Source organism: Mariniflexile maritimum (genome assembly GCF_009746565.1).
In the GTDB taxonomy this organism is placed as follows: Bacteria; Bacteroidota; Bacteroidia; order Flavobacteriales; family Flavobacteriaceae; genus Mariniflexile; species Mariniflexile maritimum.
Genome location: NZ_WRPN01000008.1, coordinates 114,909 through 141,235 on the forward strand (window position 1 = coordinate 114,909; position 26,327 = coordinate 141,235).

Below are 26,327 nucleotides of genomic sequence, written 5' to 3' on the forward strand. Positions count from 1 at the left end.
TAGCTTATTCCGCAGTAAAGAAATTATAAAAGTTATTGAATTTTAGTTTTAAATCATCAACAGTGTTTTTAGCATTTTCAATCGATTTTTCTTCAATCAATGCATGCATGTCGCCTTCAACACCACTGAAAAAATTGTGAATTTGATCAAATTTTGCTCCCGTATAGGATTTGTCGAGCATGATAAATTTGGCTTGTTCAAATAAATCCTTTCCCAATTGGTTGTAATCCTTGATGTTGTCCGATTTAAAACCGTACAATGAATTTAAAATGCTGTCTGCTTTTTCAATGGTTTCTGGTTTTAGTGTCCATGGGTTTCCATCGTTTAGCTGTAGGTCGTCCATCATGGCCATTTTCATTTTTGGGGCCGAACCAAAATCGTATTCATAAATTGTTTCGGCAATTAATTTCAGTTCATCTTGGTTGTAATTTAATTTCGGCATTAAATTAAATTTTTTTATGGCTCCCGGCATTAGGGTTTTTTCTTCTGAAGGATTATTTACAATGTAGGTTATGGCCTTTACAAAGTCTTCTTTGTTTTGGTAGTTAGGTAAATAATGTTCCTTTACGCGCAACATGGGTGGGGCTATCATTTGGTCCATTTTTGCTGGGTCGGGACTTTCAAAATGGCAGATATAGCATTTGCTTACCATAAGTTCGTAACCCTTTGTGTCTGTAAGGTTGGGTTGGGCTAGGGCAGTAGCGGCTTCTGTTTTGGTTTGTTTTTGGTTGCACGACGTTAAGAAGGTAGTTGCAAAAATGGCAATGGTCAAAAATTTAATAAAAGGTTTCATTTTGGTTTTTTTATAAATTAAATACCAGGTGCTTTTTAGGGCACCCGATGTTTGTAACTATTTGTTTTTAAATCTTTTTGCTTGGTTTTTTGCGAATTCGGCCGGTAAAATAACACCATCTTTGTTTAGGTCGATACTTTCAAAGGTTGGCGCATTGGCGGCATTTTGCATCCTTCCGCCATTTTCAGCGTTTTGGGTTTGTCTTTCAGTTCTTGTTTTTTCAAATTCTTCGGCAGTTATTTGTCCGTTTCCGTCTAAGTCGAAAGTTTCAAAAGTAGCTCTGTTTTGCATGTTCATACCACTTTTTGCACCTTGTTTGTTTTGTTTGTTTCCTCTATTGGCAAGGGTGTTTGTTTGATGTTTTGCAAATTCGTCTTTTGTTACTTTTCCGTCTTTATTCAAGTCGATACTTTCAAAGGATGGCGCGTTTGCACTGTTTCTCATCATGCCCCCATTTTTGGCATTTTGATTTTGCCGTTGTGCCCTGGCTTCAGTAAATTCTGATGCGGTAATAAACCCATCGGAATTGAGGTCGAAAGTTTCAAAAGTGGGTCTGTTTTGCATGCCTTTTCCCATGCCGCCACTTTGTGCATAGGTATTGATATTGAATAACAATACGGTTGCTAAGGTTGCTAATGTGCAGATTGTTGTTTTCATTTTATTGCTTTTTTAATTGTTTTTATAATGTTTTTCTTCGGGCATGGTTAAATCGCCGTTTGAATTGACCATCATTTTAAAGGTTTGGAATAGTTTCGTTTTTTGATCTTCATGGCATATTGCTTTCATGTCGAGATAGTATTGAATGGTTAGGTTTTTTAAGGCTGTGTGCAAATGGCCTAAGTTTTTTGATAATTGGTGCAGTTTCAAGGTGTCCGATGCTGGTTTGCCTAATTCTGTAACTATGTCATTTCTGTTTTTATCCATTTTTTCTAAAAGGATGTCTGAGTTTTGATGATAACGCTGTCTAATTTCCTGGAACGCACGTTGTTGTTGGTTCGACAGGTTTAATGCTTCCTTAAAATAACGGCCTAGGTGTTTGGTTGGCGAAGCCTTTTCGTTGTTGTTTTGCGATTTATAATTGGTAATTTCATTTTTTCTGTATAAAATCGTTCCAACAATGCTTAGGTTCAGTAGTACCAAAAGCCCTATGATTCCTAATAATATTTTAATGTTTTTTTGCATTTGTTCATTCTTTTTTTAACAATACGGTTTCCATTTTTTCTAGTTGTAGGTCGTTGAAGTGAAATTCCGAGCTGTATTTTAGCGCTGTAAAGGTCGCATTGGTGTTGCTGGCTAAGTTGCCAATGGCGAAACCGGTATATAAGGTTATTGCTATAATTGCTAGTGCCATAATGGGTTTAAAAATGCTTGTTGCCCAAGTTGTGCCAATATAGGTGGCTTGTTTTTTGTTGTTTTGGAGTTTGTTACAAATTTTAGAAAATAACAACGGATTGTTTTCTAATTGTTCCTTTTCATTGGTTAAATGGTAGGTTGCTTCCAGTTCATTTAATATGTTTTTATAGTTTTCTGAATGGTTTATAATAGTACTTACGCGTTCCATGTCTTTGGCAGGAAGTTGGTTGTTAAAATACTTCAACATCGTGTTATTTGATAATTTACCGTTCATGGTTCATGCGTTTATATATTGGACACCGTTTAGGTTATAAACTTGTGCCTTTTTTTATTTTTTTTAAAATATTTTTTTGGATGTTCATTTTAGCTCTGTGGATCAGGCCTTCAACCGAAGCTAATGACAGGTCCATGATGGACGCAATGTCTTTATACGGAACGGCTTCGTAATTGTGAAGGATAAAGGCTGTTTTTTGGTTTTCGGGAAGTAAGTGAATGGCGTTTCTTAATAGCGTAAGCCGTTGTTTTTTAAGGTCATCAAGGGCATCATCAACGGGGCTGTCTTCCATTTGTAAGGGGGATGAAGCACTGGAACTAAAAAGATTTTCAATGCTTTTGAAAATAGCATGTTTTTTATGGTCTCTTATAAAATTGAGCGATTTGTTTACGGCAATTCGGTACAGCCACGTTGCTATTTTCGATTGAAATGTAAATTTATGGATGTTTTGATAGGCTTGTATAAACACTTCTTGGGTAATATCTTCCGCATCGTTTTTGTTGTGGGTAAAATGAAAACAAGTGTTTAGCACCAACGACTGATATTTGTCAACAAAAATTTTAAAATACAGTTGGTTTTTATCAATGATACCAGAAATTAATTCCTCATCGGTCATTTATTTTTTGTTGAAATCGTTCATATAGCTTATACACAGGTTCGGTTAAAAACTTTTGGGAGCCGTGGGTTTTTAAGTTTGGTGTAAAGCTTTCTGTTTTTTTTTAATTGACTGAAAAATGATGCTATTTTTTTTTATGGATTAAAAAGCAGCGATACCTTAATTATTCTCAATATCACTAATATGATGCTCCAGTGCTTTTACTGAAATTTGAATTTCCATAATTAACAGTGCCAACGATATAATCAATAAAATAAGGGCTGTACCAAACACCCAAACCGCTAGGGTATGTTGTTGGATGTAAATTAAAAACATGGTCAAAACACAAAGTAATAAACTGGAAATACCAAAAATTTGCATGCTTCGTGTTAGGTACAGGCGTTGTTTTATATTTATTATCTGCGCAATTAAAACCTTGTCTTTGTTTTTTTTGTATTTATTGTGTAAATCCCTTATAACGGCGGCATAGGCTAAAAACCGATTGGTATATGCCAGCATAATTAATGAGATTGCCGAAAATAACAAGGCTGGCGTGGTAAGTGTTAATTCTTCCATGTATTTAAAAGTTTACTCAAATTTAGTAACTTTAAATTTTAAGAAGACATATTTTATGCCAAATTATTTTCTATTATAAATCAATTAGGTAACCTATGGATATATTAAAAAAACCGGTTTTGTTTAACTGGGGTTCCGTTTCAACACGAGAAGGGAGGTTAAAGTTATAGCCTAATTCAAAATCCCACGATTTGGTTACTAAGGTAAGCGGGATGTTGACTTGTGTGTTTAGTAAATCGAAAATATCGTTATAAATATATTCTACTGTGGTTATATCGCCAATAGTGTTTAGCTGCTCTAAAGCGGTAGTTTGTTGTGCTATTACAAAACTAATTTGTGGTCTTAGTTTTAATAAATAATCCTTTTTTTTTGCTAAAGTTAAATTGGCGTAGCTTCGTGATACCATTTGAAACGATTGATCTGTGCCGAATAAATAGGAAGTTGCCAGTTTTGTGCCTAGTGTTCGTTTTTTATTCCGTATGCCTAAACTTAAATCTATAGAGTTTGTAAATGTATCCCAACCATTGGCATAGAAATATCTGGTATATCCCACGTTGTAATTAAAAATATTTTTTTTGCCAATGGTGTTGTAATAGCCTAGAGAAATATTGGTAAAATCCCAATTTGGACTAAAGGTTTCATAATAAATTCCAGAAACGCTTATGTTAAAACCTGAAGCAGTATAATAAGATAGTTGTGGCACTATATTAAATTGATCGATTCCAGAATCGCGACCCGTAAAAAAGGTATTGCTGTTAAAAGATACATTGGTGTATATAAAATTATTGGAGTTGAATGAATTTAAAATATCATTCATAAATTGTTGGTCGTTGAAAAAGAGTTCGTCAAGAAGCAAATCTATATCATCTTCTTTGGGCTCTTGGGCATATAAATTAACAGGGGTTGCCGCTGTTACCAGCAGCAACCAAAGTGCTAAAATTTGTTTGTTATACAAGAGTTTCGTTTTCATCTTTACAAGATAAGATTTTAACTTCCTCCTTTTCCATTACCTTTTCCGCCACCATTTCCAGTACGGGTTCCATCGTTATTTCTGGTTTTGTCTCCATTGTCTCCATTGCCTCCAAAGCCTTCACCATTTCTCATTTCACCTTGGCCAGATTGTTGTCGGGTTTGTTGCATGTGTTCTTGTAGCATTTGTCTTTGTTCTTGAGTGCACGATTCTCTAAACTGGTCTCTTAATTGTCGTAATTGGCGTTCTTGACTTTGAACCATTTGGTTTTGAGCATCGGTGAAGGTTTCTCGCAAACGCAATCTAATTTGTTCTTTGGTTTGGGTTTTGTCTTGCAAAATAGCTAACTGTTCGGCTGTTAAAGAGGCTTTGAGCAGTTCGCGGTTTTTTAACATTAATTGGCGCTGTGTTTGCAACATGTCTTTTTGTTTAACGGTTAGTTGGTTCATAATAGCAGTGTAATCATCTTCTTGGGCAAAAAGAGTACTTCCTGTTGTTAAAAGCATTACTATACCAAATAATGCGATGACTGTTTTTAAGGATGTTGTTTTCATGATGTATGACATTAAATTATTAAATCTGTTCTACTCACTTAGAACCCGAAACTTTAAAATAGTTTGAAATTATAACACAATATTTTCAATTAAGCTTTTATCGAGGTAATTGTTTATTAACGAGTCTTCTATTAAAACAGAATTTATGAAAATATTTTCCAATTGTTGTTCGGATAATTCGGTTTCAATTACCACATTATTAACTATGTAATTATCTAAATAGGCATCTATGTCTGAGTCTGGCACCAATAATGATGATGTTAAGAAATCATTTTCATTAAAATAAGACCTCACGGTTTTAACAGCTTCAGTATTTGTAATCTGTTCGGTGGTTTTTGTGCTGTTTTTCCGCAAATAAAAAGTAAGTCCAATGGCAAGCAAAAAACTGGCTGCCAAAGGATATGCAACCATTGGCCTTAACCAAAAGATGGTTTGTTTTGGTTTTTCTGGTTTTATGACTTTATTAAGAATATTTTCCTTGGATTTAGCAAAGAAATCTTCAGGAATATCCATTCCAAGCTTATCTTTATGAAGTTTTGAAATGTTGTTTTTATGTTGATTTGAATTTTCCATAGTGTTTTTTAAAATATTGATTTCAGTTAGACCTTAAATTCGTTACAAAGTTTGTTTAGCATTGGGCCAATATTTTTTCTTCAATGGCTTTTACGGCGTTGTAATAAGACGATTTTAAGGTGTTTTCACTAATGTTTAAAATCTCCGATATTTGATGAAAACTTAAATCGTCAAAGTATTTCATTTGAAAAACCATTTTTTGTTTGTCTGTGAGTTCAGATATGGCTTTGTTCAATTTTAATTGTAGTTCATTGCCATTAAAAAAAATGTCTTGGGTTAAGTTTTTGATATAGGCGTTTGAATCTTGTTCAATGGATACTGAACTTTTAACCTTGTTTTTTTCTAAAAAGCGAATGGATTCATTGTAGGCTATTCTATACATCCAGGTATGTAGCGCGCTTTTTTCTTCAAAGTTGTGTATGCCATTAAAAATTCGGATGAAGGTTTCTTGTAGTACATCGTTAGCGTTATCATGGGTAACCACTATTTTCCGAATATGCCAATATAAGCGCTCTTGATAACGATCAAGCAAATCCTTAAAGGCTTTATTTTTGAACTTTGGATTTTTAAGTTTTTTTATAAGTTCAACATCTTGATTCACAATTCGATGATTTTATAACTTAGACCCTTCTTTTATAGAATAGTTTGTTTTAAAATACAAAAAAATATTTACTTAAATTGCATTGTATTTTTTTACTTTAGTTGCATGCAAGAAGATTTTTTACACTACATCTGGAAACATAAAAAATTTCAAATAACAAATTTAAAAACAACCCAAGGGGAAGCTGTTTGTGTGCATGGTGTAGGGCAACATAACCTGCATGCGGGCCCCGATTTTTTTAATGCCCAACTTTCCATTGGCAACCAATTGTGGGCGGGCAACGTGGAAATTCACATAAAATCGTCCGATTGGTACTTGCATAACCACGAACAGGACAAAGCTTACGACAACGTTATTTTGCACGTGGTCTGGGAACACGATACCGAGGTGTTTAGAAAAGATAATACCACCATCCCTACTTTACGGTTACAGGATTTTGTAAGTAAAAATATTTTAGATAATTATTTAAAACTGATTTCTAAAAACAGTAAATGGATTAATTGTGAAAACGATTTTGCAAGCGTTGATGCTTTTGCTTTCGATAACTGGCTGGAGCGTTTGTATTTTGAGCGTTTGGAACGAAAAGCCGATGCCATAGACCTGCTTCTGGAAAAAACAAAGAACAATTGGGAAGCGGTTTTGTTTATGTTGTTGGCCAAAAACTTTGGGCTGAAGGTAAACGGCGATTCGTTTTTTAGCATCGCACAATCCGTTGATTTTTCTTTGGTACGGAAATCACAATCCAATCAGCTAACCTTAGAGGCCTTGTTGTTTGGGCAGGCAGGTTTGTTGGAAGAAGATATAGAAGATGCTTATTACCTAAGCTGCACCAAAGAATACCGGTTTTTGAAGCAAAAGTTTCATTTAGATAATAGTAGCATAATGACGCCACAATTTTTTAGGTTGCGTCCGCCAAATTTCCCTACCATTAGGCTTTCTCAATTAGCAAGTCTGTACTGCAACAATCAAAATTTATTTTCAAAAATTTTAGAGCTTCACGCGCTGAACGATTTTTATGAACTTCTTAATGTATCGGCCTCAAGTTATTGGGACAGCCATTTTTCGTTTGGAAAAGTTTCAAAGCCATCAGCAAAAAGGCTAACCAAGGCGTTTATAGATTTATTGCTTGTCAATACCATTTTGCCCATTAAATTTAGTTATGCAAAAAAAACCGGCCATGACGTTGATGCCAGCATCCTAAAAATTTCAAATGAAATCGCTTCAGAAAAAAACAGTATTATTGATGCGTTCAACCATTTAAAAAAGGTATCGAAATCGGCAATGCAATCGCAGGCACTTCTTCAGCTTAAAACGGCCTATTGTAATAACAACAACTGTTTGCAATGCGCCATTGGCAATAAGCTTATCACCGGACAACCGTTATAAAAACCATCATCACCTCGTAACCCCGTAAACTTTAAACCCGCAAACTTTTAAACCTAATAACAAATTACTAAATTGCAGGCATGAACAGCATTTACAAACCCTTATTGTTTTTTCAAAAACATGGTTATTTTGTTTGTCAGCGCATTGCCGAACGTTTGGGCATTCGTGCAAAAGTTGTACGCATAACTTTTATGTACTTAACCTTTGTAACCTTGGGTTTTGGTTTTGCCCTCTATTTGTTCATGGCTTTTTGGATGCGCATTAAAGATTTGATTTATACCAAGCGGTCTTCGGTCTTCGATTTATAGTTATACCAATTTATTTTCATATTTTTTTTAGGACTAAATTTTTTACGGGCATATTTTATTTGTAGTTACCGGCATTACGGAAAAAATTGCCTGAATCATTTTTTTTTGTAGGTTTAAGGCACTTAAATATTGAATTAGGGGAAAATGTTTATATTTTTTTACGATATTCGCCGTATTGATATTTTTTTTCAATCTTAAATTATAAAATTTTATGTCGCAAACAAACGAGTCCTGGGGCTCACGTATCGGTCTCATTTTGGCAATGGCTGGAAATGCTGTTGGATTAGGTAACTTCCTCAGATTTCCCGTACAAGCTGTTCAAAACGGGGGCGGTGCATTTATTATTCCTTATTTAGTGTGTTTTCTGTTAATGGGTATTCCTTTATTGTTTATCGAGTGGTCCTCTGGTAGGTTTGGCGGTAAATTTGGCAATCACAGTACGCCTTACATCCTCGACTCCATGGTCAAGGGACGTGTTTTAAAATACATTGGGGTCTTCGGTATTTTTACCAATATAGCAGTTGTTTCCTATTATGCTTACATCGAATCCTGGACCATGTCTTATGTGTACCACTCCTTAACCGGAACTTTTTCTGGGATGTCGCAAAGCGAAGTGGCCGGTTTTTTCGATTCTTATATTGATATAGCACATAGCACAACCGGCATCCCGTACGAAGCGGTTTTATTTTATATCTTATGTTTAACCATAAACGTTTATATTCTTTCAAAAGGACTAAAGGGTGTTGAAAAAGTGGCGAAGATAGGCATGCCATTATTGATTTTATTTGGTATTATTTTGGCAGCAAGAGGTTACACATTGGGTACAAGTGGCGCTTCTGAAACCTTTCCAGATGCCAACGCTTGGGACGGACTAAACTTTTTATGGACACCACAATACAGTTCGCTGCTCGACTTAAAGGTTTGGATGGCCGCAGCGGGCCAAATATTCTTTACCCTCTCCGTTGGTATGGGTACCATCCACTGTTATGCGGCCTACTTAAAATCAAAGGATGATGTGGCCTTAAATGCTGTTTCTGCAGGTTTTATGAACGAGTTTGTTGAAGTGGTTTTAGGAAGTGCCATCGTTATTCCAATCGCTGCTGGTTATTTAGGTCTAGACTGGGTTTTAAACAATGCCGGTTTTGGTATGGCATTTCAAACCATGCCCTATCTATTTCAGCAATGGGGGCCATTTTTAGCGGCCATGGCTGGTTTTATGTGGTTTGGCCTCTTGTTTTTTGCGGGCATTACCAGTTCCTTGGCCATGGGAACACCTTGGATGGGCTTTATGCGCGACGAGTTTGGGTGGAGCAGTAATAAAGGAGCCTGGACCTTTGGGGCATTGGCGCTTATAATGGGCTTGCCCACGGTGTTTTTTTACCAACAAGGTGTTTTTGATGAATACGATTATTGGGCAGGAACCGTAAGTTTGGTGGTTTTTGCCATGATGGAAACCATCTTGTTTTCATGGATATTCGGAATGAAAAAGGGTTGGAAGGAAATTACCGATGGTGCCGATATTGTTGTGCCGCGTATCTACAAGTTCATCATTAAATTTATTACGCCCGTCATGCTGATCGTGGTGTTTTTAGGATCGGTTTTTGCACCAAAGGATAACGATTGGTCAGGAAATTTTAAAAGCTTGTTTTCTGGTGATGGTTGGGCCTTGTCGAATGCATCTATTATTAAAACCATCTCACAATCTGGTTTAAAGGAACAGCTTGCCGTAGCCACCGACCCAATGGTGATTGAAAGTTTAAACGACAAAATGTTTTATATAAACATGGCTAGAATAATGTTGATGGGATTGTTTATATTTATTTCATTATTAGTATATTTAGCATTTAATAAACGAAGAAAAGAAGGGAGGGCCACATTATGAATACCGAAGCATTAATTATGTTAATAGGCGCACAAGGCGTTGTAATTTCCTTAATGTGTTACTTTTTCTATAGAGTTTTAACAACACCGCCTAACCCAGAGCCAGATTCCTATTCTGAGAATGACGATGTAGTAAGATGACCATACATTGAAATCCAATGTTAAAATATCCCGTTTCACGTTTTCGAGAAGTCAACGAAACGGGATATTTTTATTAATTGTGCTCATCCTCTTTTTGCAAGGTATCTATTTCTTGGCGACCGCATTTTTTTGGGTGCCTTCAAAAGACTTGTCCATAAATAAAGCTGAATTGGCGAGATTCCAAAAGGAAATAGATACTCTTAAATGGGCCGAAATCGCATTGCGAAAACCAAAAACGTATCCCTTCAACCCGAATTATATAAGCGATTTTAAGGGTGCTGCCTTAGGAATGACCAATGAGGAAATTGATAGGTTGTTGGCCTTTAGAAAGCAAAACAAATGGATCAATTCCGCTCAACAATTTCAAGAAGTTACTAAAATTTCCGATTCCTTATTAAACGCCATTTCGCCCTACTTTAAGTTTCCCGATTGGGTAACACATCCAACTAAAAAGGAGTATGCCGCTACCTATACTTTTAATAATGCACCGAAAAGTTTTCAGCAAAAACAAGATTTGAATACGGCAACGGCACAACAGCTCCAAAAAATTAACGGGGTGGGCGCCGTACTTTCTGAACGGATACTAAAATTGCGGAATAAATTTAGTGGTGGATTTATCGATGTGGCACAACTTCAAGATGTGTATGGGTTAACGCCCGAGGTCATAGAACGCATCAGCGCAGAGTTTGCCGTAAAAACACCTCGTAACGTTCAAAAAATACTATTGAACAGGGCATCGGTTGATGAGTTGGTAACCATTCAGCATATCGATTACAATTTGGCCCATCAAATTATCGAGCAGCGCCAATTGCGTGATGGCTTTAAATCTTTAGATGAATTAAAAAAAGTTAAGGACTTTCCAGTAAATAAAATCGATATAATTAAATTATATTTGTCGCTTGACTGAAAAAGAAAGCATAAATGAATAGTATGTACTTCACGGAAGAGCATCAACTTTTTAGAAAAAGTTTACAGGATTTTTTACAAAAAGAAGTGGTTCCACACATTGAAACTTGGGAAAAAGCGGGTAAAATAGATCGGTTTATTTGGAAGAAATTTGGCGACATGGGCTTTTTTGGTATCAACTATCCCGAAGCTTATGGTGGTTTAAATTTAGATTTATTTTATACCGTTATCCTGCTCGAGGAACTTCAAAAAGTAAACTCGGGCGGGTTTGCTGCCGCTATTTGGGCACATGTTTATTTGGCCATGACCCATCTTAATGCAGAAGGCAGCGAAACTATCAAACAAAATTACCTAAAACCAAGCATTACAGGCGATAAAATTGGGTGCTTGTGCATTACCGAGCCTTTTGGCGGTAGCGATGTAGCGGGCATGCGTACCACAGCGGTTAAGCATGGCGACCATTACCTTATTAATGGCTCCAAAACGTTTATTACCAATGGGGTTTATAGCGATTATTTGGTTGTTGCTGCAAAAACGACCCCCGAATTGGGCAATAGGGGCATTAGTATTTTTTTAATTGATAGGAGCGCAGAAGGCGTTTCGGCAACCAAATTGAACAAGTTGGGTTGGCACGCTTCCGATACGGGTGAAATCGCGTTTGATAATGTAAAGATTCCTGTTGAAAACCTTATGGGCGAAGAAAATAATGGCTTTCCGTACATTATGCAGCATTTTGCTTTTGAACGCTTGATAATGGGCATCAATGCCCATGCCAGAGCAGAATTCGCATTGGAATATGCCTTAAAATACATGTCTGAACGAAGCGCGTTCGGTAAAACCATCAACAAGTTTCAAGCATTGCGCCATACCATAGCCGATTTATATACCGAAATGGAAATGTGTAAGGCCTTTAATTATTCAATAGCTTACCGATTGAACAAAGGCGAGTATGTAGTGAAGGAAGCTACCATGTCGAAATTAAAATCGACCAAAATGGCCGATGAGGTTATTTACCAATGTTTGCAGTTTTTGGGTGGCTATGGCTATATGGAAGAATATCCCATGGCCCGTTTGATGCGCGACAGTAGGTTAGGCCCCATTGGTGGCGGCACCTCGGAGATTTTACGTGAAATTTTGGCAAAAATAATCATCGATAAAAAAGATTATAAACCGGTTACTTGAATAATTCAGAAATTAGAAATAGAGAGATTTTTGCGAGAATAAGCGTCGATTAAAAACTATAAATTACCAATGTGAAAATAATTTTGAATTGAGAATTCAGAATTCAGAATTATTTTTATATTTGCACACTGAAAATCTAAAAGAGAGGAGGTTAAGACACTATGTTAATAATACCCATAAAAGAAGGAGAAAATATAGATAGAGCGCTAAAGCGTTTTAAAAGAAAGTTTGATAAAACAGGCGTTAAGCGTCAGTTACAAAATCGCAAACAATTTACAAAGCCATCTGTTGAACGTAGAGCGCAAATACAAAAAGCACAATATATTCAAGGTTTAAGAGACGCAGAAGATATTTAATGTTCTGTAATCCATAAACAAAATCCCGCACCATGCGGGATTTTTTGTTTTTCACGCAGCCTTTAGGGCCTTTTTCTTCTTGGGGCTTGGGGCTTAAATTCTTTGGTGGAGTCGTGTATCAACCGGTTTAGCTCGTTAAATTCCTCATCGGTAAGTTCTCTATACTTGCCAACGGGCATATCCAACGGAATATTCATAATACGAACGCGCTTTAGTGTAACAACCTCGTAGGTTAGGTATTCGCACATCCGGCGAATTTGCCTGTTAAGGCCTTGGGTAAGTATGATTTTGAATGTGGAAGGGCCTAATTTTTCAACGACACATTTTTTGGTGGTTTTGTTTAATTCGGTTAGCGGAATACCACCGCGCATCCGTTCTATAAACGTTTGCGAAATGGGCTTATCAACCGTAACAATATATTCTTTTTCATGGTTGTTGCTGGCACGCAGTATTTTGTTTACAATATCGCCGTCATCGGTTAAAAGAATGAGGCCTTCACTGGGTTTGTCCAGTCTTCCAATTGGGAAAATACGTTTAGGATAGTTTATAAAATCGATAATGTTGTCTTTTTCAACGTTCGTATCGGTGGTACAAACAATGCCAACAGGCTTATTGAACGCTAGGTAAACAAATTTTTCCTTGGTTTTGGCTACGGCTTTACCATCAACTTCAACCACATCGTTTGGCGCTATTTTGGTGCCCATTTCGGGTATAACGCCGTTTATGGTAACTCTGCCTGCTTCAATAAGTTTGTCGGCTTCCCTTCGCGAGCAATAACCAACTTCACTTAAAAATTTATTTATGCGTTTTAACTCTGTTTCCATACCTCAAAAGTACAATAAATTAGGGGTTTAAAAATTCCAGAATGTGATGGTAAACCGTGTCGTTTTTTAATCCGTGGCCAAACCCTACTGTTTTTATAAGCTTCGAGTTTTTATAATATTTGTTGATATGCAACGCGTCGCGGTACGAAATGATGCGATCTTTTTTATCGTGAATGATAAGTCCTTCTGCATTTAGGTTTTTTGAGAAATTCTCGACGGTGTAGAATTCGGGGAGGTACCCAAAATGTTTTAGGTAATAGGCGTTGATGGCTTTAACCACGCGTTTGTTGTAGCCCATAATTTTGATGTAATTGTCTATAACTTCATCAAAATTTGAAGGGGCACCCAGTAACACCAATTTTTTAATGGGCAGTTGATGGTTGTTGATGGCCAGGGCAGAGGCGGTACCACCAATGGAATGGCCAATCACCATTTGTGGGTTAAACTGTTTGATTACCAAATTGATACATTCTGAATACAGCACCGCATTGAAAAGTTTGCTTCCCGAATTGCCGTGTGCGGGCGCATCAACCGCAATAATTTGATAATCTTCAGCCTTTAGGATTTCTATCAAGTCCTTCCATCTAAAGGCATTGCTTTCCCAACCATGAACCAGTAAAACGGTGCTTTTTTTTCCCTGCCAATGGTATGTTTTTAAAGGAATGGTTTGGTAGGTGATGGTTTTTTGGATGGCCGTTTTTAAATACGCTGTTTCTTCGTCGTTTAACTTGCCTTTTCGAGGTGTTGAAAATATTTTTACAGCTTGTTTTGCGGCATAATGTGGTAGCGGGTAGCTAATGGCATTGATTAGGTTTCCAATGGTTTTTATAAGCGTGTTGTTCATTTAATTTATTCTCTGTTTACTAAATCCATGGAAAAGGCCGGTGTACAAATAGCAAGATATTCACAAGCCTCGGCAAACGGATTTGAATACTGAACACGGGTGTTGCTGTTTATTTTTATCGATTGGCCCGCTTCTAAAACCAAGGTTTCGTTTTCAATAATAAATTGTTTTTTGCCTTTTATGATGAAGGTGTATTCATCAAATTCAGGTGTTTGAAAGGGTTCGCTCCAACCCGCCGGAGCTATCATGTGGGCGATGCTTAGTTGCGAATCGCCATTTGTTGCCATTCCAAAATGTTCTTTAATAACTTTGCCATCGCTTGTTGGAACTACAAAGGGTTTGTTCTGTATGGTGTATTTTTTATTTGTCATGAATTTAATCATTCATTTTTAATTATTCATTTTTCATTATTTAAGGGGTTTTTTCTTGATCATCCCTCCCTTTAAATCTTTAACTATGCCCATAATAATGAAGGCATTTCTATCAATTTTATCGATTTCGGTTTGTAGTTTGGCCAGTTCTAAACGGGTAACTACGGTGTAAATGATGTCTTTGTCATAGCTTTCGCCGTTTTTGCCGTAGCCGCCCTTACCGGCATAAATGGTACAGGCGCGACGTAAATTTTCGGTAAGCATAACTCGAATGGCCTCGTGTTGGGTTGAAATGATGGTAACGCCCACATATTCTTCAACACCATCAACCACAAAATCGACCGTTTTTGCAGCGGCTAAATATGTTAGAATGGCATAAAGGGCCGTTTCCATGGAAAGGATATAGGCACCAACCGAAAATATTAATATATTGATTAACAGCAGAATATCGCCAATAGTCAAGGATAGTTTCTTACTTAAATAAATGGCCAGAACCTCGGTGCCATCAATAACGCTTCCACCTCGCATGGACATCCCAATTCCTAGGCCCAAAAAGAATCCTCCAAACACAGAAATTAACAGCTTATCGTCGGTAACAGTTGGATATTCAACAAAATGTACCACAAACGCTAAAAACGAAATGGCGGCAATACTGCGAAACGCAAACTTAATGTTGATGATTCTTGAAGCCAAAATGATAAACGGTACGTTTACGAGTATTAAAAAATAACTTAAATCGAAGCCGGTTACGTTTTGTAGCAAAAGTGAAATACCTGTGGCGCCACCATCAATAAAACGATTGGGCAATAAGAAGCCCTTTAAACCAAAACCTGCCGAAAATACACCTATTATAATAAATATATATTCTTTTATGCCATGCGAAACTTCTACTTGAAACCTCCTAACCAAAGGTACTATTTGTTTTTTGCTTACAGGTTTGTTGGCTTGTTTATTTTGAAGCCGTTTGCGGGCAATAGAAACTAATAATTTTGATAAAAATGGATGCATTGAATAGTTTTAGGGTCGTGTTAGGTTTGTTGTTGAGTTGTTGATTTGTTTGTTGTTAAGTTGTTTGTTGTTGAGTTGTTGAGTTGTTAAGTTGTTAAGGCATTGATGTAAAACGTTGCGACTGAATAACTCAATAACCTAATAACCATTTTTCTTTTTTTAGGATATTTAACGTTGCGACTGAATAACTTAATAACCCAATAACCATTTTTCTTTTTTTAGGATATTTAACGTTGCGACCGAATAACTTAATAACCCAATAACCATTTTTCTTTTTTAAGGATATTTAACGTTGCGACTGAATAACTTAATAACTATTTCTTCATCACCTTGGTTAAAATACCAAAAACACTGCGAATAAAAGTAGCACTTGTAAGCACTTTTATTACGGGGTTCATGGCGGTACTTGTTCGTCTGGAACTGGACGTGGTACTTTGTTTTTCGGTGGCTTTTTTAAGTGCTTCCTGTTCTTTCCTTGCTTTTTCCTTGGCTTCTTCGGCTTCTGCTTTGTCTATTTTATCGTTAAGCATTTCATAAGCACTTTCCCTGTCTATGGTTTCGTTGTATTTTTTTACCAGTTTCGATTTTGAGAGCAGGCTGCTCAATTCGGTATCGGTCAATACATCCATTCTACTCATGGGCGCACGCATCATGGTGGCGGCGAGCGGGGTTGGGCGCCCTTTCTCGTCGAGTGCCGAAACCAGGGCCTCACCAATACCAAGAGAGGTTAAAACCTCTTCGGTATTGTAATAATCGGAATCGGGGTAATTTTGTGCCGTTAGCTTAATGGCTTTTCGGTCGTTGGCAGTAAAGGCCCTTAACGCGTGCTGGATTTTTAGACCTAACTGACTTAAAACAGCCTCGGGCACATCGGTTGGGTTTTGGGTTACAAAATACAGGCCAACACCTTTACTGCGAATTAGTTTTACGATACTTTCTATTTGGTTTAAAAGTGCTTTCGATGCTTCATTAAAAATTAAATGCGCTTCATCAATAAACAAGATGAGTTCCGGCCTGTCGCTATCGCCTTGTTCAGGAAAGGTTGAATAAATTTCGGCCAACAAACTTAGCATAAAGGTTGAAAACAGTTTTGGCCTATCTTGTATATCCGTTAAGCGGAGGATGTTGATGTAGCCCTTGCCATTTTCGTCAATGCGCAATAAATCCTGAACGTCAAAGGAAGTTTCCCCAAAAAACAAATCGGCACCTTGTTGTTCCAGCTCTACCACTTTTCGTAAAATGGAACCTGTTGAAGCTGTTGAAATATGGCCATACGCATCGCCAAATTCGGCTTTTCCCTCTTGGGTGGCGTATTGCAGCATTTTCTTAAAGTCCTTCAAGTCCAGTAGCGGCAACTTTTGGTCGTCGCAATATTTAAAGATAACGGCCACCACCCCCGATTGGGCTTCAGAGAGATCCAGAATGCGCGATAATAGTACAGGGCCAAATTCGCTTACCGTGGCGCGAAGACGTACCCCGTTTTGTTCCGATAGGGTCAATATTTCCACAGGAAATCCTTTGGCTTCAAATGGTATGCCTATTTTCGCATGGCGTTCATCAATTTTCGGGTGTCCAGCTCCGGGTTGTGCCAAACCACTTAAATCGCCCTTAATATCCATAAGCAACACAGGAATGCCCTTATCGCTTAAATTTTCGGCCAAAACCTGCAGCGATTTTGTTTTTCCCGTACCCGTAGCACCAGCAATTAAGCCATGGCGATTCATGGTTTTTAATGGTATTTTAACCAAAGCATTGGTAATGGTTTCGCCGTTTAACATGGCAGCTCCAACGGGTATAAAGTCGCCTTTACAGGTGTTTCCTTCGGTTATGTAGTTGAAAAAAGTGTCGTTCATACTCATTTTATATAAATTTCGATAAAAATACATGAAAAATAAACAAGAAAAAAATATGGTTTTAAATAAGAAAATGAGGCTATATGGTTTCCATTTCTTAGAAATTGGAATGAATCCATAAGCAAGTTTCAAAAATGCAGAAATTGGCTTTTAAAGTTGGGTTTTCTGTTAAATGTTCAAAAATTCACAAATCAAAATTCCGAAATCGTAATTTTTAAAAAGTATCTTTGCACCCATGGATAAGCACATACAAAAATTAGTTGATTCAGGCACTATGCTGCCTTTAATGGAAGAGTTTTACACCATACAGGGCGAAGGTTACCATAAAGGTACAGCGGCCTATTTTGTGCGCATTGGCGGTTGCGATGTGGGTTGCCACTGGTGCGATGTGAAGGAAAGCTGGAACGCCAACTTACACCCGCCAACGGACATTTCAAAAATAGTTGAAAATGCCAAAAAACACAGCAAAACCATTGTTGTTACTGGTGGCGAGCCCCTAACCTGGGATATGGGCCCTTTAACTACAATGCTTAAAGCGGAAGACTTGCAGACCCATATTGAAACCTCGGGGGCTTATAAACTTACGGGTGTTTGGGACTGGATTTGTTTATCGCCAAAAAAAATGAAGCTACCTACCACGGAAATCTATCAAAAGGCCGATGAACTTAAAATGATTATTTTTAATAAGGACGATTTTCGCTTTGCGGAAGCGCAAGCCGCCAAAGTGTCTAAAAACTGTATTTTGTATTTACAGCCCGAGTGGAGCAAACGCGAGAAGATGATTCCTGAAATTGTAGATTATGTAATGAAAAACCCCCAATGGAAAGTGTCGCTTCAAACCCATAAGTATTTGAATATTCCTTAAATTGCTTAAAATTTATACACTATGAAAAAATTATTGCAAATTCTTGGAGCTGCTTGGGGCGCAAAAAAAATTGGTGGCGGTAAATGTGGCTGTATTGGAACCATCTTTGTTTTTATAATCCTATATTGGCTGTTGGGTTATGTTTTAAATACCTGAATTTAAAAACCAGATTGCTACTATTTGCATGCCGCTTTATGTGGAAAATGTTGTTGCGAAAAGGCATCCATACGTTCCTATTTTTTGATGTGTTTTTTTTTTGAAGCAAGTAAAAATGCGATGGAGCAAAAAAAATAGTGTATTTTTATATACTTTGATTTTCAAAAACAAAAAACCATTTTGAAAACGCCATTGAAATTAAAAAAAATGAAACTTTTGCGTTTTGGTCGCGATTTTAAACCGGACGAACAAGTTATTTTAAGAGATTACCTCGCCATTGAACGCACCCGTTTGGCAAACGAACGCACGTTTTTATCCTATATTCGGTCGTCATTGTACCTGTTGTTGGCAAGCATCGCTTTTTTTCAATTAATTGATTTCCCAAACTTTGAGTACTTGGCCATTTTATCGTTGGTGTTCAGTATCGTGTTTCTTGTAATTGGTATCTATAGGTTTGTACTGCTTAAAAAAAGTTTAAAGCGCTTGTATTATTTTTCGGAGAAACGAAAAGAGGAAAATGGCAACGGCTAGCTCATTACGGTGCTTTTTTAGAAGCGGGATAGCTGTTCAAAATAATTTTTTATCCACTTGCTCAACGCTTTGCCATGTATGTTTTTAGCCACCACCACACCGTTACCATCAAGAATAAAGTTAGCAGGTATGGTGCGAATACGGATGTTTTTTAAGAAATCGGCATCATCACCTTGCAAATCAGACGCTTGCAACCAACGATCTGCGCCATCACGTTTGGAAGCAGCTCTCCAAGTACTTTCATCACTTTCTAAGCCATAAGCAATAATTTGTAAACCGCTGTTACGATAGGCTTCCCAAATTGGCCCTAAAACATCTCGGTTTTCTATTCGGCAAGGACCGCACCACGATGCCCATAAATCTATAATAGTGAGCCTCTTGCCCAAAACGTCTTTGATAAAAACCGTATCCTTTGTTAACAAAGGCAGCTTGATATTTGGAAATGCATCGCCTATTAAAACCGGTAATTTTGCGGGTTCACTTTGTTTGCAAAGCTGTTTTACCCAAGGATGTCCAGGTTGTTTACGCTTCCATTTATTACATTGGCGTACCAAAAATTCGGGTATCCGTTCATAATCATTTTCCGGACTTACCCATCGTAGCGCCGTCAAAGAAGACATCAGGTTTTGTGTGCTATCGGCAAAGTTAATAAGCGCCTTTTGGTATTGTAAAATGGCATGCTCTTTAGCCATTAATTCATTCCCTTTTTCTACTTGCCAATGCTTTCCTTCAAGGTGGGTTTGGTAGGCTTTTAGGTTAATATCCCTTAAATTTAATAACGATTTGTTGGTTTTTGAAGGATTTTCAATGTAAAAATCTTTTTGAAACCCGTTCCGTGTGGACGTGATTTTTAAAGCTTCTCCAAACTGCCAAAAAATAGGCATGTAGTTTGAAATTGTGGGATTGTCCGTTTGAAAATAATTAGCAAATTTTCCGTGTTCCTGTAAAGCCAATTCTAACAGTAAAGGTTCTTTGGTTTTTGGTGCATTTACAAATTCAAAGGAACCATCTGGATTCACTACGGCAGAATCTACTACTTTTCCAAAATAGGAAGCCGCTACTTCCTGTAAGTTTTCAGGTTGGATAAGATATATTTTTAAGTTGTTTGACTCTATGCCCTCTAAACTGCCAGATATGTAAGCAGGGGCATTGCAAGCCATTAAAAAATAAGACATTAGGGTAAAACTAAGAAGGTTTTTTATAGAGATGGTTTCCATTTTTTGGTATCCTAGTTTATGTTTTTTATACATTAGCCAATTGCTTTTTCTTCATACTCTGGACAATCCAATCTAATCTCTTGATTTAATAATTCCTTTTGTAGCAAATCACAGTAATCCGACTCTTGTTGTTTTTCATAAAACTTGCATCCATAACAAGTCCGTTGTACGCTCAATATTCCGTTGCGATTTAATTTGTAAATCAATTGACTCAAAGTGCCGAATAGACTCTCTAATTCTGATTGCGAAAAGCTATCCACTTGTTTTTTTAACGGATTCGAGAAATCATAGGTTTGAGATATTATATCATTTCCCAAATCGGATAGAGAAATTGAATAACTGCGACTATCTGATGAGGAAAAGTCCTTTACAATGTATCCTCTCTTGTCCAAAACCCTAACGGCATCACTTACAGTTGGCTTGGTTACGTTAAATTCTTTGGCAAGATGGCTTACGTTGCACAATTTTTGTTTGTGAAAAGCTATGAAAATGAGTATCTGAATTTGAATGGGACTTAGACCAACCAATTTAGCTTTTTCCCATAACAAGATTTTAAATACTTCCGAAACGCGTTCCATTCCTGCAACGATTTTACTCGAAATGTCTTTTTCTTGTTGTGCCGGATTAAATGTACTATTCTTCATAAAAAGCCTGCCGAAATTTGATTGACAGGCAAAGTTAGTTATCCTAATTAAATTAATTACAATTTTCCATTTCTATTATATGATACCCTTTTTTTTCAATTGACAAAACTATTTCTTCCGTTGCTTGCTCAATGTGGCACAGACAACATTCATCTGCTGTTAATTGAGTAGCTTTAAAAGTTTTAGTTTTTAGGTAATCTTTTCCGAAATTAATAATGGTTTGTTCATTGGTTTCATAATCAGGAACGAGAATATCAAAATGCATAATATTGCCATCTTCTCTTTTTACATAGGTGTCCCAAACTGCTACTTTCATTTTTTGTTTTTATTAAGTTAGGATCCCTTGAATATTAGGAATCCTAACTGTAAGTTTTAAAATTAACCTTTTACATCTGCCATTGAAGCACCAAAGTTGATATGCAATGTATTACCATTGGGTGTAACTAAAGCTGGAACAGATTTTACTCCTGCTTTTTCTGCCTCTGAAATTCTGTTTCGGTCTTCTCCAATGTTTACGACTTCAACATTTTCAGCACCTACTAAATTTACGATATCGTGTTCTGCACTTATGCAAACCGGACATCCTGCGTGATAGAAAATTGATTTACTCATTTTAATATTTTTTAGATTAATGCATTATTGCAATACAAATATAGTAAGGAATCCTAACTATACAAATTTTGAGTCAAATTTTTTTAATGTGAAAGTTGATTTTTTTAATTGAGAGCTTGTTACAAAAAACAAAAAAAGAGACTATTTCACGAGTTGTGAGACAGCCTCTTTTTAAGCATATTTTCTTTTAAAATGATATTGTAATGAATAAACAACCTATTTTCTCATCACCCTCACATTCATTTCTTCCACTTTTTTATCGGAAAGTAGTGATGGTGCGCCAAATAATAAATCGTCGCTGGTGCCTGTTTTTGGGAAAGCCATCACTTCACGAATGGACACTTTTTTCTCTAAAATCATCATCAACCTATCAACACCCCATGCAATACCGCCATGTGGTGGTGCGCCATAATGGAAGGCTTTGTACATGGTACCCACGCTTTTAAGCATTTCTTCCTTGGTGTAGCCCATGTTTTTGTAGGTAGCTTCCAGAATTTCGGGCTTGTGCGCCCGTATCGAGCCACCGCCAATTTCGTAACCATTTAATATTAAATCGTATTGTTGGGCTATGATGCTGCCAATTTCTTCGTCATTACCGCGCATGTGCTTTTCAATATCGTAAACAGCGGGCATCGAGAAGGGGTTATGGGTAAAGGTCCATCGGCCTTCATCTGTTTTTTCAAACATGGGGAAATCAATCACCCAGGCAGGACGCAATTCTTTAGGGTTGATTAAATGCAGCATTTTGCCAAGTTCTTGTCGAACAGCGTCCAAAGCTTTGTTGGCAGTGGCATAATCGGCAGCCGAGAAAAACACAATGTCGCCTACTTGAGCATCCGTGGTTTTGATGATACCAGCAGCAATGTCTTCACCTAAAAATTTAATGATGGGCGACTGTAAATCGTCCTCATTCACAATAATATAGGCCAAACCACCCAAACCGTGTTGTTGTGCAGTTGCCGTTAATTTTTCAATTTGTCCTTTTGATAAGCGCTTGTTGCCTTGTTCTTTTGCGGAAACTTTGATGCATTTTACTATACCACCTTCTTCAATAGGTTTGCTAAATACTTGAAAAGTTGTGTCTTTTACAATGTTGGTAATGTCTTGAAGTTTTAATCCGAAACGCAAATCGGGGCGGTCGCAACCATAAAAATTCATGGCATCTTGGTAGGTAATGACTTCAAACGGACGCAAAATCCATTTGTTGCCATATATTTTTTCAACCACCTCATTGAACATTTTCGTGTTCAAATAGATAATTTGTTGCATGCTGGCGTAGGCCATTTCCATATCCAATTGTGTGAATTCGGGTTGGCGGTCGCCACGGGAATCTTCATCCCTAAAGCAACGTGCAATCTGGAAATATTTTTCGTAACCCGAAACCATCAACATTTGTTTAAACTGTTGTGGTGCCTGGGGTAGCGTGTAAAATGCCCCGGGTTGTTTGCGCGTTGGTACAATAAACTCGCGTGCGCCTTCATCGGTACCGGCACTTAAAATGGGCGTTTCGATTTCAAGGAAATTTTGCGCGTCCAAAATATCGCGAAGTAGTTTGATTACCTTATGGCGGTTTACAATAACACGGCGCACATCATCGTTCCTGTGGTCTAAAAATTTATATTGGAAACGCACGTTTTCATTGGTTTTGGTAGCGCGTTTTATTTCAAAGGGCAAGGTTCTGGAAAGGTTTAAAATATCCAGTTCATAAGCTTCCAATTCAATAGTGCCTGTTCTTAAGGCGGTGTTGTAATCGTCTTCCTTACGTTGCACAATGGTACCTGTAACGGTGATGACCGACTCGGGTTTCAACTTCACCAGGTCATCTAAATTGGGAAACGATTCCCTACTTAAACGCACTTGGAAAATTTCGGTGCTCGAATCGCGTAGGTCGATAAATATCAATTCACCATGATCGCGTACACTCGATACCCAACCGGCAAAGGTTACTTTTTGTGAAATGCTGGTTTCGGAAATGGCGCTAATTAAGTGCGTTCGGTATTCCTCTTTTATAACGATTGGAATTTGAGGAAGCACTTCTTCCTGTATTTTTACAGTTGGTTGTTGGGTTGTGTGTTGTTTAGTTATAATTTCGTTTTTAACCGTCGGTGTTTGGTCGCCAGCGGCAAGCATCTCCAAAATTCCTTCACGAATCACTTTCCCTGAAGCACCTTTTCCTATAATTTCAATCACTTTTCCTACCAGAATACCTGCTTTTCCTTGGTTTCCTGCTTTAACCTCAAGGGTTACGGCTTCGTTTTCTGAAATAACTTTTGCGATGGCTTCCTGTATTTTCTCTTCGGAAATGGTATTCGCTTCAAAATACGTTTTGTAATCAAATGCGGCATCGGCCAATAACAATTTTATGGCGTTCTGTGCCAGTACGGGCGTTACTTTTTCATCCTTAAATAAGCTGAAAACAGTGATGAAATCTGAAATATGCTTGATGTTTGTATAATCTTCGGGCTTGATGTTGTTGGTAAGGGTTTTTGCCACAAACGAGGGTTCTTTGATTGCGTTGTTAATGGCAACAAAAGTTTCAGAGCGCAACGAATCGGCCGTAAAAAACTTAGCATCTTGTGGCAGCACACCGCCTTTAATCAAAATAGATTCTACCGCAAACGGCAAGGTGCTTAAATCAACAGCAATGGATTCAACAACATCTTTAATGCTTACAAAGGGCAAATCTGGTTCGGAAATAAAACGGTAATCGGCCTCAAACTCCTTTTTGCGCATGGTTTTGGTTTGCTTTAGGTCGGCATCCCATAAAACCGTGGTTTGTTCGGGTCTAAATTCCTTATGTTCAATGTAGTAGTTAAGTTGTTTTTCAACTTCTTCCTTAAGTGCATCGACCATAAACTTAAACGAGTTCAGGTTTTTGATTTCGGTACGTGGGTTTAAATCGTAGCTTCTTTTTTTGCGTAGCGATACCGAAACATCCGATTTAAACTCGCCTTTTTCAAGATTTGCCTCGGAAATTTTTAAATTCTGGACAATACGCTGAATGTACTGTGCATAAGTTGAAGCATCTTCAATATGCCGAATGCAGGGTTCGGTTACAATTTCAATTAAGGGTACGCCCGCTTTGTTAAAATCGACCAACGAAACGGTTTTTTCGTGCATTAATTTGGCGGCATCTTCCTCAATATGTACTTGGGTTAAATTAACGGTAAACTGGGTGCCATCGTTTCTAAAGCAGGCTACTTCGCCATCGGGAATAATGGGGTTGTGGTACTGCGTAATTTGAATGTTTTTTGGGTTGTCTGGATATTCATAATGCTTTCTGTCCCAAGAAATTACTTCGTTTTGGAACGAAGAGTTTACCGCTTTCCCAAAAAAGATGGCTTTTTTAATGGCTTCTTTGTTAATGGCAGGTAAAACGCCCATTTGCCCAGTACACACCGAACAGATGTTTTGGTTGGGGGTTTCTATTTCTTGGTTTGGGCAAGAACAAAATAATTTGGTTTTTGTATTTAACCGTACATGGGTTTCCAGCCCGATTACCAACTCTAAATCGTGCGCTTTTAATGCGGCGTCTAATTGTTCTAGGTTCATTATAGCGTGTTTTTTAAGAAGTTAGCAAACTTCAAAACAAGTTCGTCGTTATTTTTTGCGGCTGTAATTTGTAAGCCCGTTTCGGTGCCTTGTGGCGTGGTTAACGTAGGCAATTGCCCCAAACTAAAGCCTACCGTGTAGGCATCGGATAGGTACATGGCGTGCGGGTTTTTTAGGCTCTCGCCAATGTTTGGTGGGGTAATGGGGGTAACCGGCGACAAAATAATATCGACCTCTTTAAAGTCTTTTTCAAAATTTTCAGAAATGGCATCGCGTATCGCTAAGCTTTTCAGGTAGATTTCATCTGAAAAACCTTGGGATAACACTTGGTTGCCCCCAATAATACGGCGTTTGGTTTCTTCTGAAAAATTTTCAGAACGTGTGATGGCATACGATTCTTTTAGGTTTTTATCGTCAATGCGGTTGCCGTAGTTTGAGCCATCCAATCGTGATAGGTTGGAAGCCGTTTCGGCCATCGCCAAAGTGTAATACGTTGACACAAGTATATCCGAATTAAAAAAATCAAGTGCTTTTATGGCGATGCCTTGGGCTTTTATTTTTTCAATGGCCGTTAAAAAATCGGTTTTTATTTTTGGGTCGATTGCCTCATTCTCAATAAAATTCTTGAAATAACCAACGGTTTTGATGTTGGAGTGATTTGATAAACTGGCATCGTTTATTTCTGCGGAAGCATAAGTGGTTTGGTCTTTTACGTCTTTACCGCTCATCACATTCAGCAAAATGCAAATATCTTCAACCGACTTGGCAATAGGCCCTACACAATCCGTTGATGAAGCATACGCCATCAATCCGTAGCGCGAAATACGGCCGTAAGTGGGCTTTAATCCATACACCCGGTTGTAGCCGGCAGGTTGGCGTACCGAACCGCCCGTATCGCCACCAATGGAAAATACGGTATAATCTTTAGCAACATTTACCGCAGAACCGCCACTGGAACCGCCACCTACCAGATTATGGTTTATGGCGTTTTTAACGGCACCAAAAATGGTGTTTTCACTGGATGAACCGTGGCCAAAACTATCGCAATTTTCTTTAACAATAGGAATGGCGCCGGCATCCAACAGTTTTTGGATGGCCGTTGCGGTGTAGGCCGATTTGTAATTTTTTAACATATTTGAACTTGCCGTGGCGGTAGTGCCCTGAAGCATAAACACGTCTTTAATACCAAACGGGATGCCTTCCAATAACCCTATAGCTTCACCGTTTTTAATTTTTGTGTCCACTTTGGCAGCCAATTCTAAAGCTACATGCTCCAATAAGGAATTTACGGTGTTGTTGGAGTTGGTTTTTAGTAAACTTAATTTTTCTTGAATCAATCCTGTACAAGAAATTTCTTTGTCCAATAATTGTTGATGTATTTTTCGTATTTGAGACGCCATA

30 protein-coding genes are annotated in these 26,327 nt (G+C 37.7%); 9 read left to right on the forward strand and 21 right to left on the reverse strand.

The features are described 5' to 3' along the window. Positions 1 to 4 precede the first annotated feature (4 nt). From GQO80_RS11405 to GQO80_RS11450, 10 genes are all read right to left on the reverse strand, one after another. Positions 5 to 793, reverse strand: coding sequence for a hypothetical protein (locus tag GQO80_RS11405; protein ID WP_157208489.1), 789 nt, complete (start codon positions 791 to 793; stop codon positions 5 to 7). Between the two features lie 57 nt (positions 794 to 850). After that, on the reverse strand, positions 851 to 1,450 hold the full coding sequence (locus GQO80_RS11410) for an EF-hand domain-containing protein (RefSeq protein WP_157208490.1): 600 nt from the start codon (positions 1,448 to 1,450) through the stop codon (positions 851 to 853). A 12-nt stretch (positions 1,451 to 1,462) separates the two neighbouring features. Then, complete coding sequence (locus GQO80_RS11415; protein ID WP_157208491.1) at positions 1,463 to 1,975, reverse strand: Spy/CpxP family protein refolding chaperone; 513 nt, start codon at positions 1,973 to 1,975, stop codon at positions 1,463 to 1,465. Positions 1,976 to 1,979: 4 nt separating this feature from the next. Beyond that, positions 1,980 to 2,420: a hypothetical protein gene (locus tag GQO80_RS11420; RefSeq protein ID WP_157208492.1), complete on the reverse strand. Its 441-nt coding sequence runs from the start codon at positions 2,418 to 2,420 to the stop codon at positions 1,980 to 1,982. Between the two features lie 34 nt (positions 2,421 to 2,454). Further along, entirely contained in the window at positions 2,455 to 3,036 is a 582-nt protein-coding gene (locus GQO80_RS11425) for an RNA polymerase sigma factor (protein WP_157208493.1), read from the reverse strand. Between the two features lie 159 nt (positions 3,037 to 3,195). Beyond that, on the reverse strand, positions 3,196 to 3,591 hold the full coding sequence (locus tag GQO80_RS11430; protein ID WP_157208494.1) for a DUF2721 domain-containing protein: 396 nt from the start codon (positions 3,589 to 3,591) through the stop codon (positions 3,196 to 3,198). A 73-nt stretch (positions 3,592 to 3,664) separates the two neighbouring features. After that, entirely contained in the window at positions 3,665 to 4,561 is an 897-nt protein-coding gene (locus GQO80_RS11435) for a hypothetical protein (protein ID WP_157208495.1), read from the reverse strand. 17 nt (positions 4,562 to 4,578) lie between these two features. Further along, entirely contained in the window at positions 4,579 to 5,115 is a 537-nt protein-coding gene (locus GQO80_RS11440) for a hypothetical protein (protein ID WP_157208496.1), read from the reverse strand. 69 nt (positions 5,116 to 5,184) lie between these two features. Beyond that, a complete protein-coding gene (locus tag GQO80_RS11445; RefSeq protein WP_157208497.1) occupies positions 5,185 to 5,688 on the reverse strand; it encodes a hypothetical protein in 504 nt (167 codons plus the stop codon). 55 nt (positions 5,689 to 5,743) lie between these two features. Next, the gene (locus tag GQO80_RS11450) at positions 5,744 to 6,289 is read right to left on the reverse strand and encodes an RNA polymerase sigma factor (protein ID WP_157208498.1); all 546 of its coding nucleotides are present in this window, start codon (positions 6,287 to 6,289) and stop codon (positions 5,744 to 5,746) included. A 105-nt stretch (positions 6,290 to 6,394) separates the two neighbouring features. Here GQO80_RS11450 and GQO80_RS11455 point away from each other — a divergent pair, with 105 nt between their 5' ends. From GQO80_RS11455 to rpsU, 6 genes are all read left to right on the forward strand, one after another. Continuing rightward, the gene (locus GQO80_RS11455; protein WP_157208499.1) at positions 6,395 to 7,675 is read left to right on the forward strand and encodes a DUF2851 family protein; all 1,281 of its coding nucleotides are present in this window, start codon (positions 6,395 to 6,397) and stop codon (positions 7,673 to 7,675) included. 80 nt (positions 7,676 to 7,755) lie between these two features. Next, a complete protein-coding gene (locus tag GQO80_RS11460) occupies positions 7,756 to 7,983 on the forward strand; it encodes a PspC domain-containing protein (RefSeq protein ID WP_157208500.1) in 228 nt (75 codons plus the stop codon). A gap of 211 nt (positions 7,984 to 8,194) precedes the next feature. Next, entirely contained in the window at positions 8,195 to 9,865 is a 1,671-nt protein-coding gene (locus tag GQO80_RS11465) for a sodium-dependent transporter (RefSeq protein ID WP_157208501.1), read from the forward strand. 219 nt (positions 9,866 to 10,084) lie between these two features. Then, entirely contained in the window at positions 10,085 to 10,912 is an 828-nt protein-coding gene (locus GQO80_RS11470) for a ComEA family DNA-binding protein (protein ID WP_232333167.1), read from the forward strand. A 14-nt stretch (positions 10,913 to 10,926) separates the two neighbouring features. Beyond that, complete coding sequence (locus GQO80_RS11475) at positions 10,927 to 12,093, forward strand: acyl-CoA dehydrogenase family protein (protein ID WP_157208502.1); 1,167 nt, start codon at positions 10,927 to 10,929, stop codon at positions 12,091 to 12,093. 161 nt (positions 12,094 to 12,254) lie between these two features. Further along, entirely contained in the window at positions 12,255 to 12,449 is a 195-nt protein-coding gene (gene rpsU, locus GQO80_RS11480) for a 30S ribosomal protein S21 (RefSeq protein WP_157208503.1), read from the forward strand. A 62-nt stretch (positions 12,450 to 12,511) separates the two neighbouring features. Here the strand turns inward: rpsU and rluF are convergent, their stop codons facing one another. From rluF to GQO80_RS11505, 5 genes are all read right to left on the reverse strand, one after another. Continuing rightward, positions 12,512 to 13,273: a 23S rRNA pseudouridine(2604) synthase RluF gene (gene rluF, locus GQO80_RS11485; RefSeq protein WP_157208504.1), complete on the reverse strand. Its 762-nt coding sequence runs from the start codon at positions 13,271 to 13,273 to the stop codon at positions 12,512 to 12,514. 19 nt (positions 13,274 to 13,292) lie between these two features. After that, on the reverse strand, positions 13,293 to 14,117 hold the full coding sequence (locus tag GQO80_RS11490; RefSeq protein WP_157208505.1) for an alpha/beta hydrolase: 825 nt from the start codon (positions 14,115 to 14,117) through the stop codon (positions 13,293 to 13,295). Between the two features lie 5 nt (positions 14,118 to 14,122). Continuing rightward, on the reverse strand, positions 14,123 to 14,488 hold the full coding sequence (locus tag GQO80_RS11495) for a cupin domain-containing protein (RefSeq protein ID WP_157208506.1): 366 nt from the start codon (positions 14,486 to 14,488) through the stop codon (positions 14,123 to 14,125). 36 nt (positions 14,489 to 14,524) lie between these two features. After that, a complete protein-coding gene (locus GQO80_RS11500) occupies positions 14,525 to 15,496 on the reverse strand; it encodes a YitT family protein (RefSeq protein WP_157208507.1) in 972 nt (323 codons plus the stop codon). Positions 15,497 to 15,810: 314 nt separating this feature from the next. Then, entirely contained in the window at positions 15,811 to 17,355 is a 1,545-nt protein-coding gene (locus GQO80_RS11505; RefSeq protein WP_157208508.1) for a helicase HerA-like domain-containing protein, read from the reverse strand. A 229-nt stretch (positions 17,356 to 17,584) separates the two neighbouring features. Between GQO80_RS11505 and GQO80_RS11510 the strand changes: the two genes are divergently transcribed. From GQO80_RS11510 to GQO80_RS11515, 3 genes are all read left to right on the forward strand, one after another. Then, entirely contained in the window at positions 17,585 to 18,214 is a 630-nt protein-coding gene (locus GQO80_RS11510; RefSeq protein WP_157208509.1) for a 7-carboxy-7-deazaguanine synthase QueE, read from the forward strand. Positions 18,215 to 18,235: 21 nt separating this feature from the next. Further along, positions 18,236 to 18,370 (forward strand): hypothetical protein, encoded by a 135-nt coding sequence (locus tag GQO80_RS15925; RefSeq protein WP_262885572.1) that lies wholly within the window; start codon positions 18,236 to 18,238, stop codon positions 18,368 to 18,370. Between the two features lie 207 nt (positions 18,371 to 18,577). Then, on the forward strand, positions 18,578 to 18,901 hold the full coding sequence (locus GQO80_RS11515) for a DUF202 domain-containing protein (RefSeq protein ID WP_157208510.1): 324 nt from the start codon (positions 18,578 to 18,580) through the stop codon (positions 18,899 to 18,901). Positions 18,902 to 18,918: 17 nt separating this feature from the next. Here the strand turns inward: GQO80_RS11515 and GQO80_RS11520 are convergent, their stop codons facing one another. From GQO80_RS11520 to GQO80_RS11545, 6 genes are all read right to left on the reverse strand, one after another. Beyond that, on the reverse strand, positions 18,919 to 20,151 hold the full coding sequence (locus tag GQO80_RS11520) for a TlpA family protein disulfide reductase (protein WP_157208511.1): 1,233 nt from the start codon (positions 20,149 to 20,151) through the stop codon (positions 18,919 to 18,921). Next, positions 20,151 to 20,762 carry a MarR family transcriptional regulator gene (locus GQO80_RS11525; RefSeq protein WP_157208512.1) on the reverse strand — a complete coding sequence of 204 codons (612 nt, stop codon included), beginning with the start codon at positions 20,760 to 20,762 and terminating at the stop codon, positions 20,151 to 20,153. The genes GQO80_RS11520 and GQO80_RS11525 overlap by 1 nt, the downstream gene beginning before the upstream one ends. A 52-nt stretch (positions 20,763 to 20,814) precedes the next feature. Further along, positions 20,815 to 21,078: a DUF2024 family protein gene (locus GQO80_RS11530; RefSeq protein WP_157208513.1), complete on the reverse strand. Its 264-nt coding sequence runs from the start codon at positions 21,076 to 21,078 to the stop codon at positions 20,815 to 20,817. A gap of 62 nt (positions 21,079 to 21,140) precedes the next feature. Beyond that, a complete protein-coding gene (locus GQO80_RS11535; RefSeq protein ID WP_157208514.1) occupies positions 21,141 to 21,374 on the reverse strand; it encodes a thioredoxin family protein in 234 nt (77 codons plus the stop codon). 216 nt (positions 21,375 to 21,590) lie between these two features. Next, on the reverse strand, positions 21,591 to 24,926 hold the full coding sequence (gatB/aspS, locus tag GQO80_RS11540; protein ID WP_157208515.1) for a bifunctional amidotransferase subunit GatB/aspartate--tRNA ligase AspS: 3,336 nt from the start codon (positions 24,924 to 24,926) through the stop codon (positions 21,591 to 21,593). Then, complete coding sequence (locus GQO80_RS11545) at positions 24,926 to 26,326, reverse strand: amidase family protein (RefSeq protein WP_157208516.1); 1,401 nt, start codon at positions 26,324 to 26,326, stop codon at positions 24,926 to 24,928. Before GQO80_RS11545 ends, gatB/aspS begins: the two co-directional genes overlap by 1 nt. Position 26,327: the final 1 nt, after the last annotated feature.

Excerpts from the sequence above, each read along its gene's own strand:
- GQO80_RS11410 (WP_157208490.1), bottom strand. The coding sequence starts at position 1,450 with ATGAAAACAACAATCTGCACATTAGCAACCTTAGCAACCGTATTGTTA.
- GQO80_RS11545 (WP_157208516.1), bottom strand. The coding sequence starts at position 26,326 with ATGGCGTCTCAAATACGAAAAATACATCAACAATTATTGGACAAAGAA.
- GQO80_RS11515 (WP_157208510.1), top strand. The coding sequence starts at position 18,578 with ATGAAACTTTTGCGTTTTGGTCGCGATTTTAAACCGGACGAACAAGTT.
- GQO80_RS11475 (WP_157208502.1), top strand. The coding sequence starts at position 10,927 with ATGAATAGTATGTACTTCACGGAAGAGCATCAACTTTTTAGAAAAAGT.
- GQO80_RS11430 (WP_157208494.1), bottom strand. The coding sequence starts at position 3,591 with ATGGAAGAATTAACACTTACCACGCCAGCCTTGTTATTTTCGGCAATC.
- rluF (WP_157208504.1), bottom strand. The coding sequence starts at position 13,273 with ATGGAAACAGAGTTAAAACGCATAAATAAATTTTTAAGTGAAGTTGGT.
- GQO80_RS11435 (WP_157208495.1), bottom strand. The coding sequence starts at position 4,561 with ATGAAAACGAAACTCTTGTATAACAAACAAATTTTAGCACTTTGGTTG.
- GQO80_RS11405 (WP_157208489.1), bottom strand. The coding sequence starts at position 793 with ATGAAACCTTTTATTAAATTTTTGACCATTGCCATTTTTGCAACTACC.
- GQO80_RS11505 (WP_157208508.1), bottom strand. The coding sequence starts at position 17,355 with ATGAGTATGAACGACACTTTTTTCAACTACATAACCGAAGGAAACACC.
- GQO80_RS11460 (WP_157208500.1), top strand. The coding sequence starts at position 7,756 with ATGAACAGCATTTACAAACCCTTATTGTTTTTTCAAAAACATGGTTAT.
- GQO80_RS11490 (WP_157208505.1), bottom strand. The coding sequence starts at position 14,117 with ATGAACAACACGCTTATAAAAACCATTGGAAACCTAATCAATGCCATT.
- GQO80_RS11535 (WP_157208514.1), bottom strand. The coding sequence starts at position 21,374 with ATGAGTAAATCAATTTTCTATCACGCAGGATGTCCGGTTTGCATAAGT.
- GQO80_RS11445 (WP_157208497.1), bottom strand. The coding sequence starts at position 5,688 with ATGGAAAATTCAAATCAACATAAAAACAACATTTCAAAACTTCATAAA.
- gatB/aspS (WP_157208515.1), bottom strand. The coding sequence starts at position 24,926 with ATGAACCTAGAACAATTAGACGCCGCATTAAAAGCGCACGATTTAGAG.
- GQO80_RS11530 (WP_157208513.1), bottom strand. The coding sequence starts at position 21,078 with ATGAAAGTAGCAGTTTGGGACACCTATGTAAAAAGAGAAGATGGCAAT.
- GQO80_RS11500 (WP_157208507.1), bottom strand. The coding sequence starts at position 15,496 with ATGCATCCATTTTTATCAAAATTATTAGTTTCTATTGCCCGCAAACGG.
- GQO80_RS15925 (WP_262885572.1), top strand. The coding sequence starts at position 18,236 with ATGAAAAAATTATTGCAAATTCTTGGAGCTGCTTGGGGCGCAAAAAAA.
- GQO80_RS11495 (WP_157208506.1), bottom strand. The coding sequence starts at position 14,488 with ATGACAAATAAAAAATACACCATACAGAACAAACCCTTTGTAGTTCCA.
- GQO80_RS11465 (WP_157208501.1), top strand. The coding sequence starts at position 8,195 with ATGTCGCAAACAAACGAGTCCTGGGGCTCACGTATCGGTCTCATTTTG.
- GQO80_RS11520 (WP_157208511.1), bottom strand. The coding sequence starts at position 20,151 with ATGTATAAAAAACATAAACTAGGATACCAAAAAATGGAAACCATCTCT.
- GQO80_RS11510 (WP_157208509.1), top strand. The coding sequence starts at position 17,585 with ATGGATAAGCACATACAAAAATTAGTTGATTCAGGCACTATGCTGCCT.
- GQO80_RS11525 (WP_157208512.1), bottom strand. The coding sequence starts at position 20,762 with ATGAAGAATAGTACATTTAATCCGGCACAACAAGAAAAAGACATTTCG.
- rpsU (WP_157208503.1), top strand. The coding sequence starts at position 12,255 with ATGTTAATAATACCCATAAAAGAAGGAGAAAATATAGATAGAGCGCTA.
- GQO80_RS11415 (WP_157208491.1), bottom strand. The coding sequence starts at position 1,975 with ATGCAAAAAAACATTAAAATATTATTAGGAATCATAGGGCTTTTGGTA.
- GQO80_RS11425 (WP_157208493.1), bottom strand. The coding sequence starts at position 3,036 with ATGACCGATGAGGAATTAATTTCTGGTATCATTGATAAAAACCAACTG.
- GQO80_RS11420 (WP_157208492.1), bottom strand. The coding sequence starts at position 2,420 with ATGAACGGTAAATTATCAAATAACACGATGTTGAAGTATTTTAACAAC.
- GQO80_RS11455 (WP_157208499.1), top strand. The coding sequence starts at position 6,395 with ATGCAAGAAGATTTTTTACACTACATCTGGAAACATAAAAAATTTCAA.
- GQO80_RS11440 (WP_157208496.1), bottom strand. The coding sequence starts at position 5,115 with ATGAAAACAACATCCTTAAAAACAGTCATCGCATTATTTGGTATAGTA.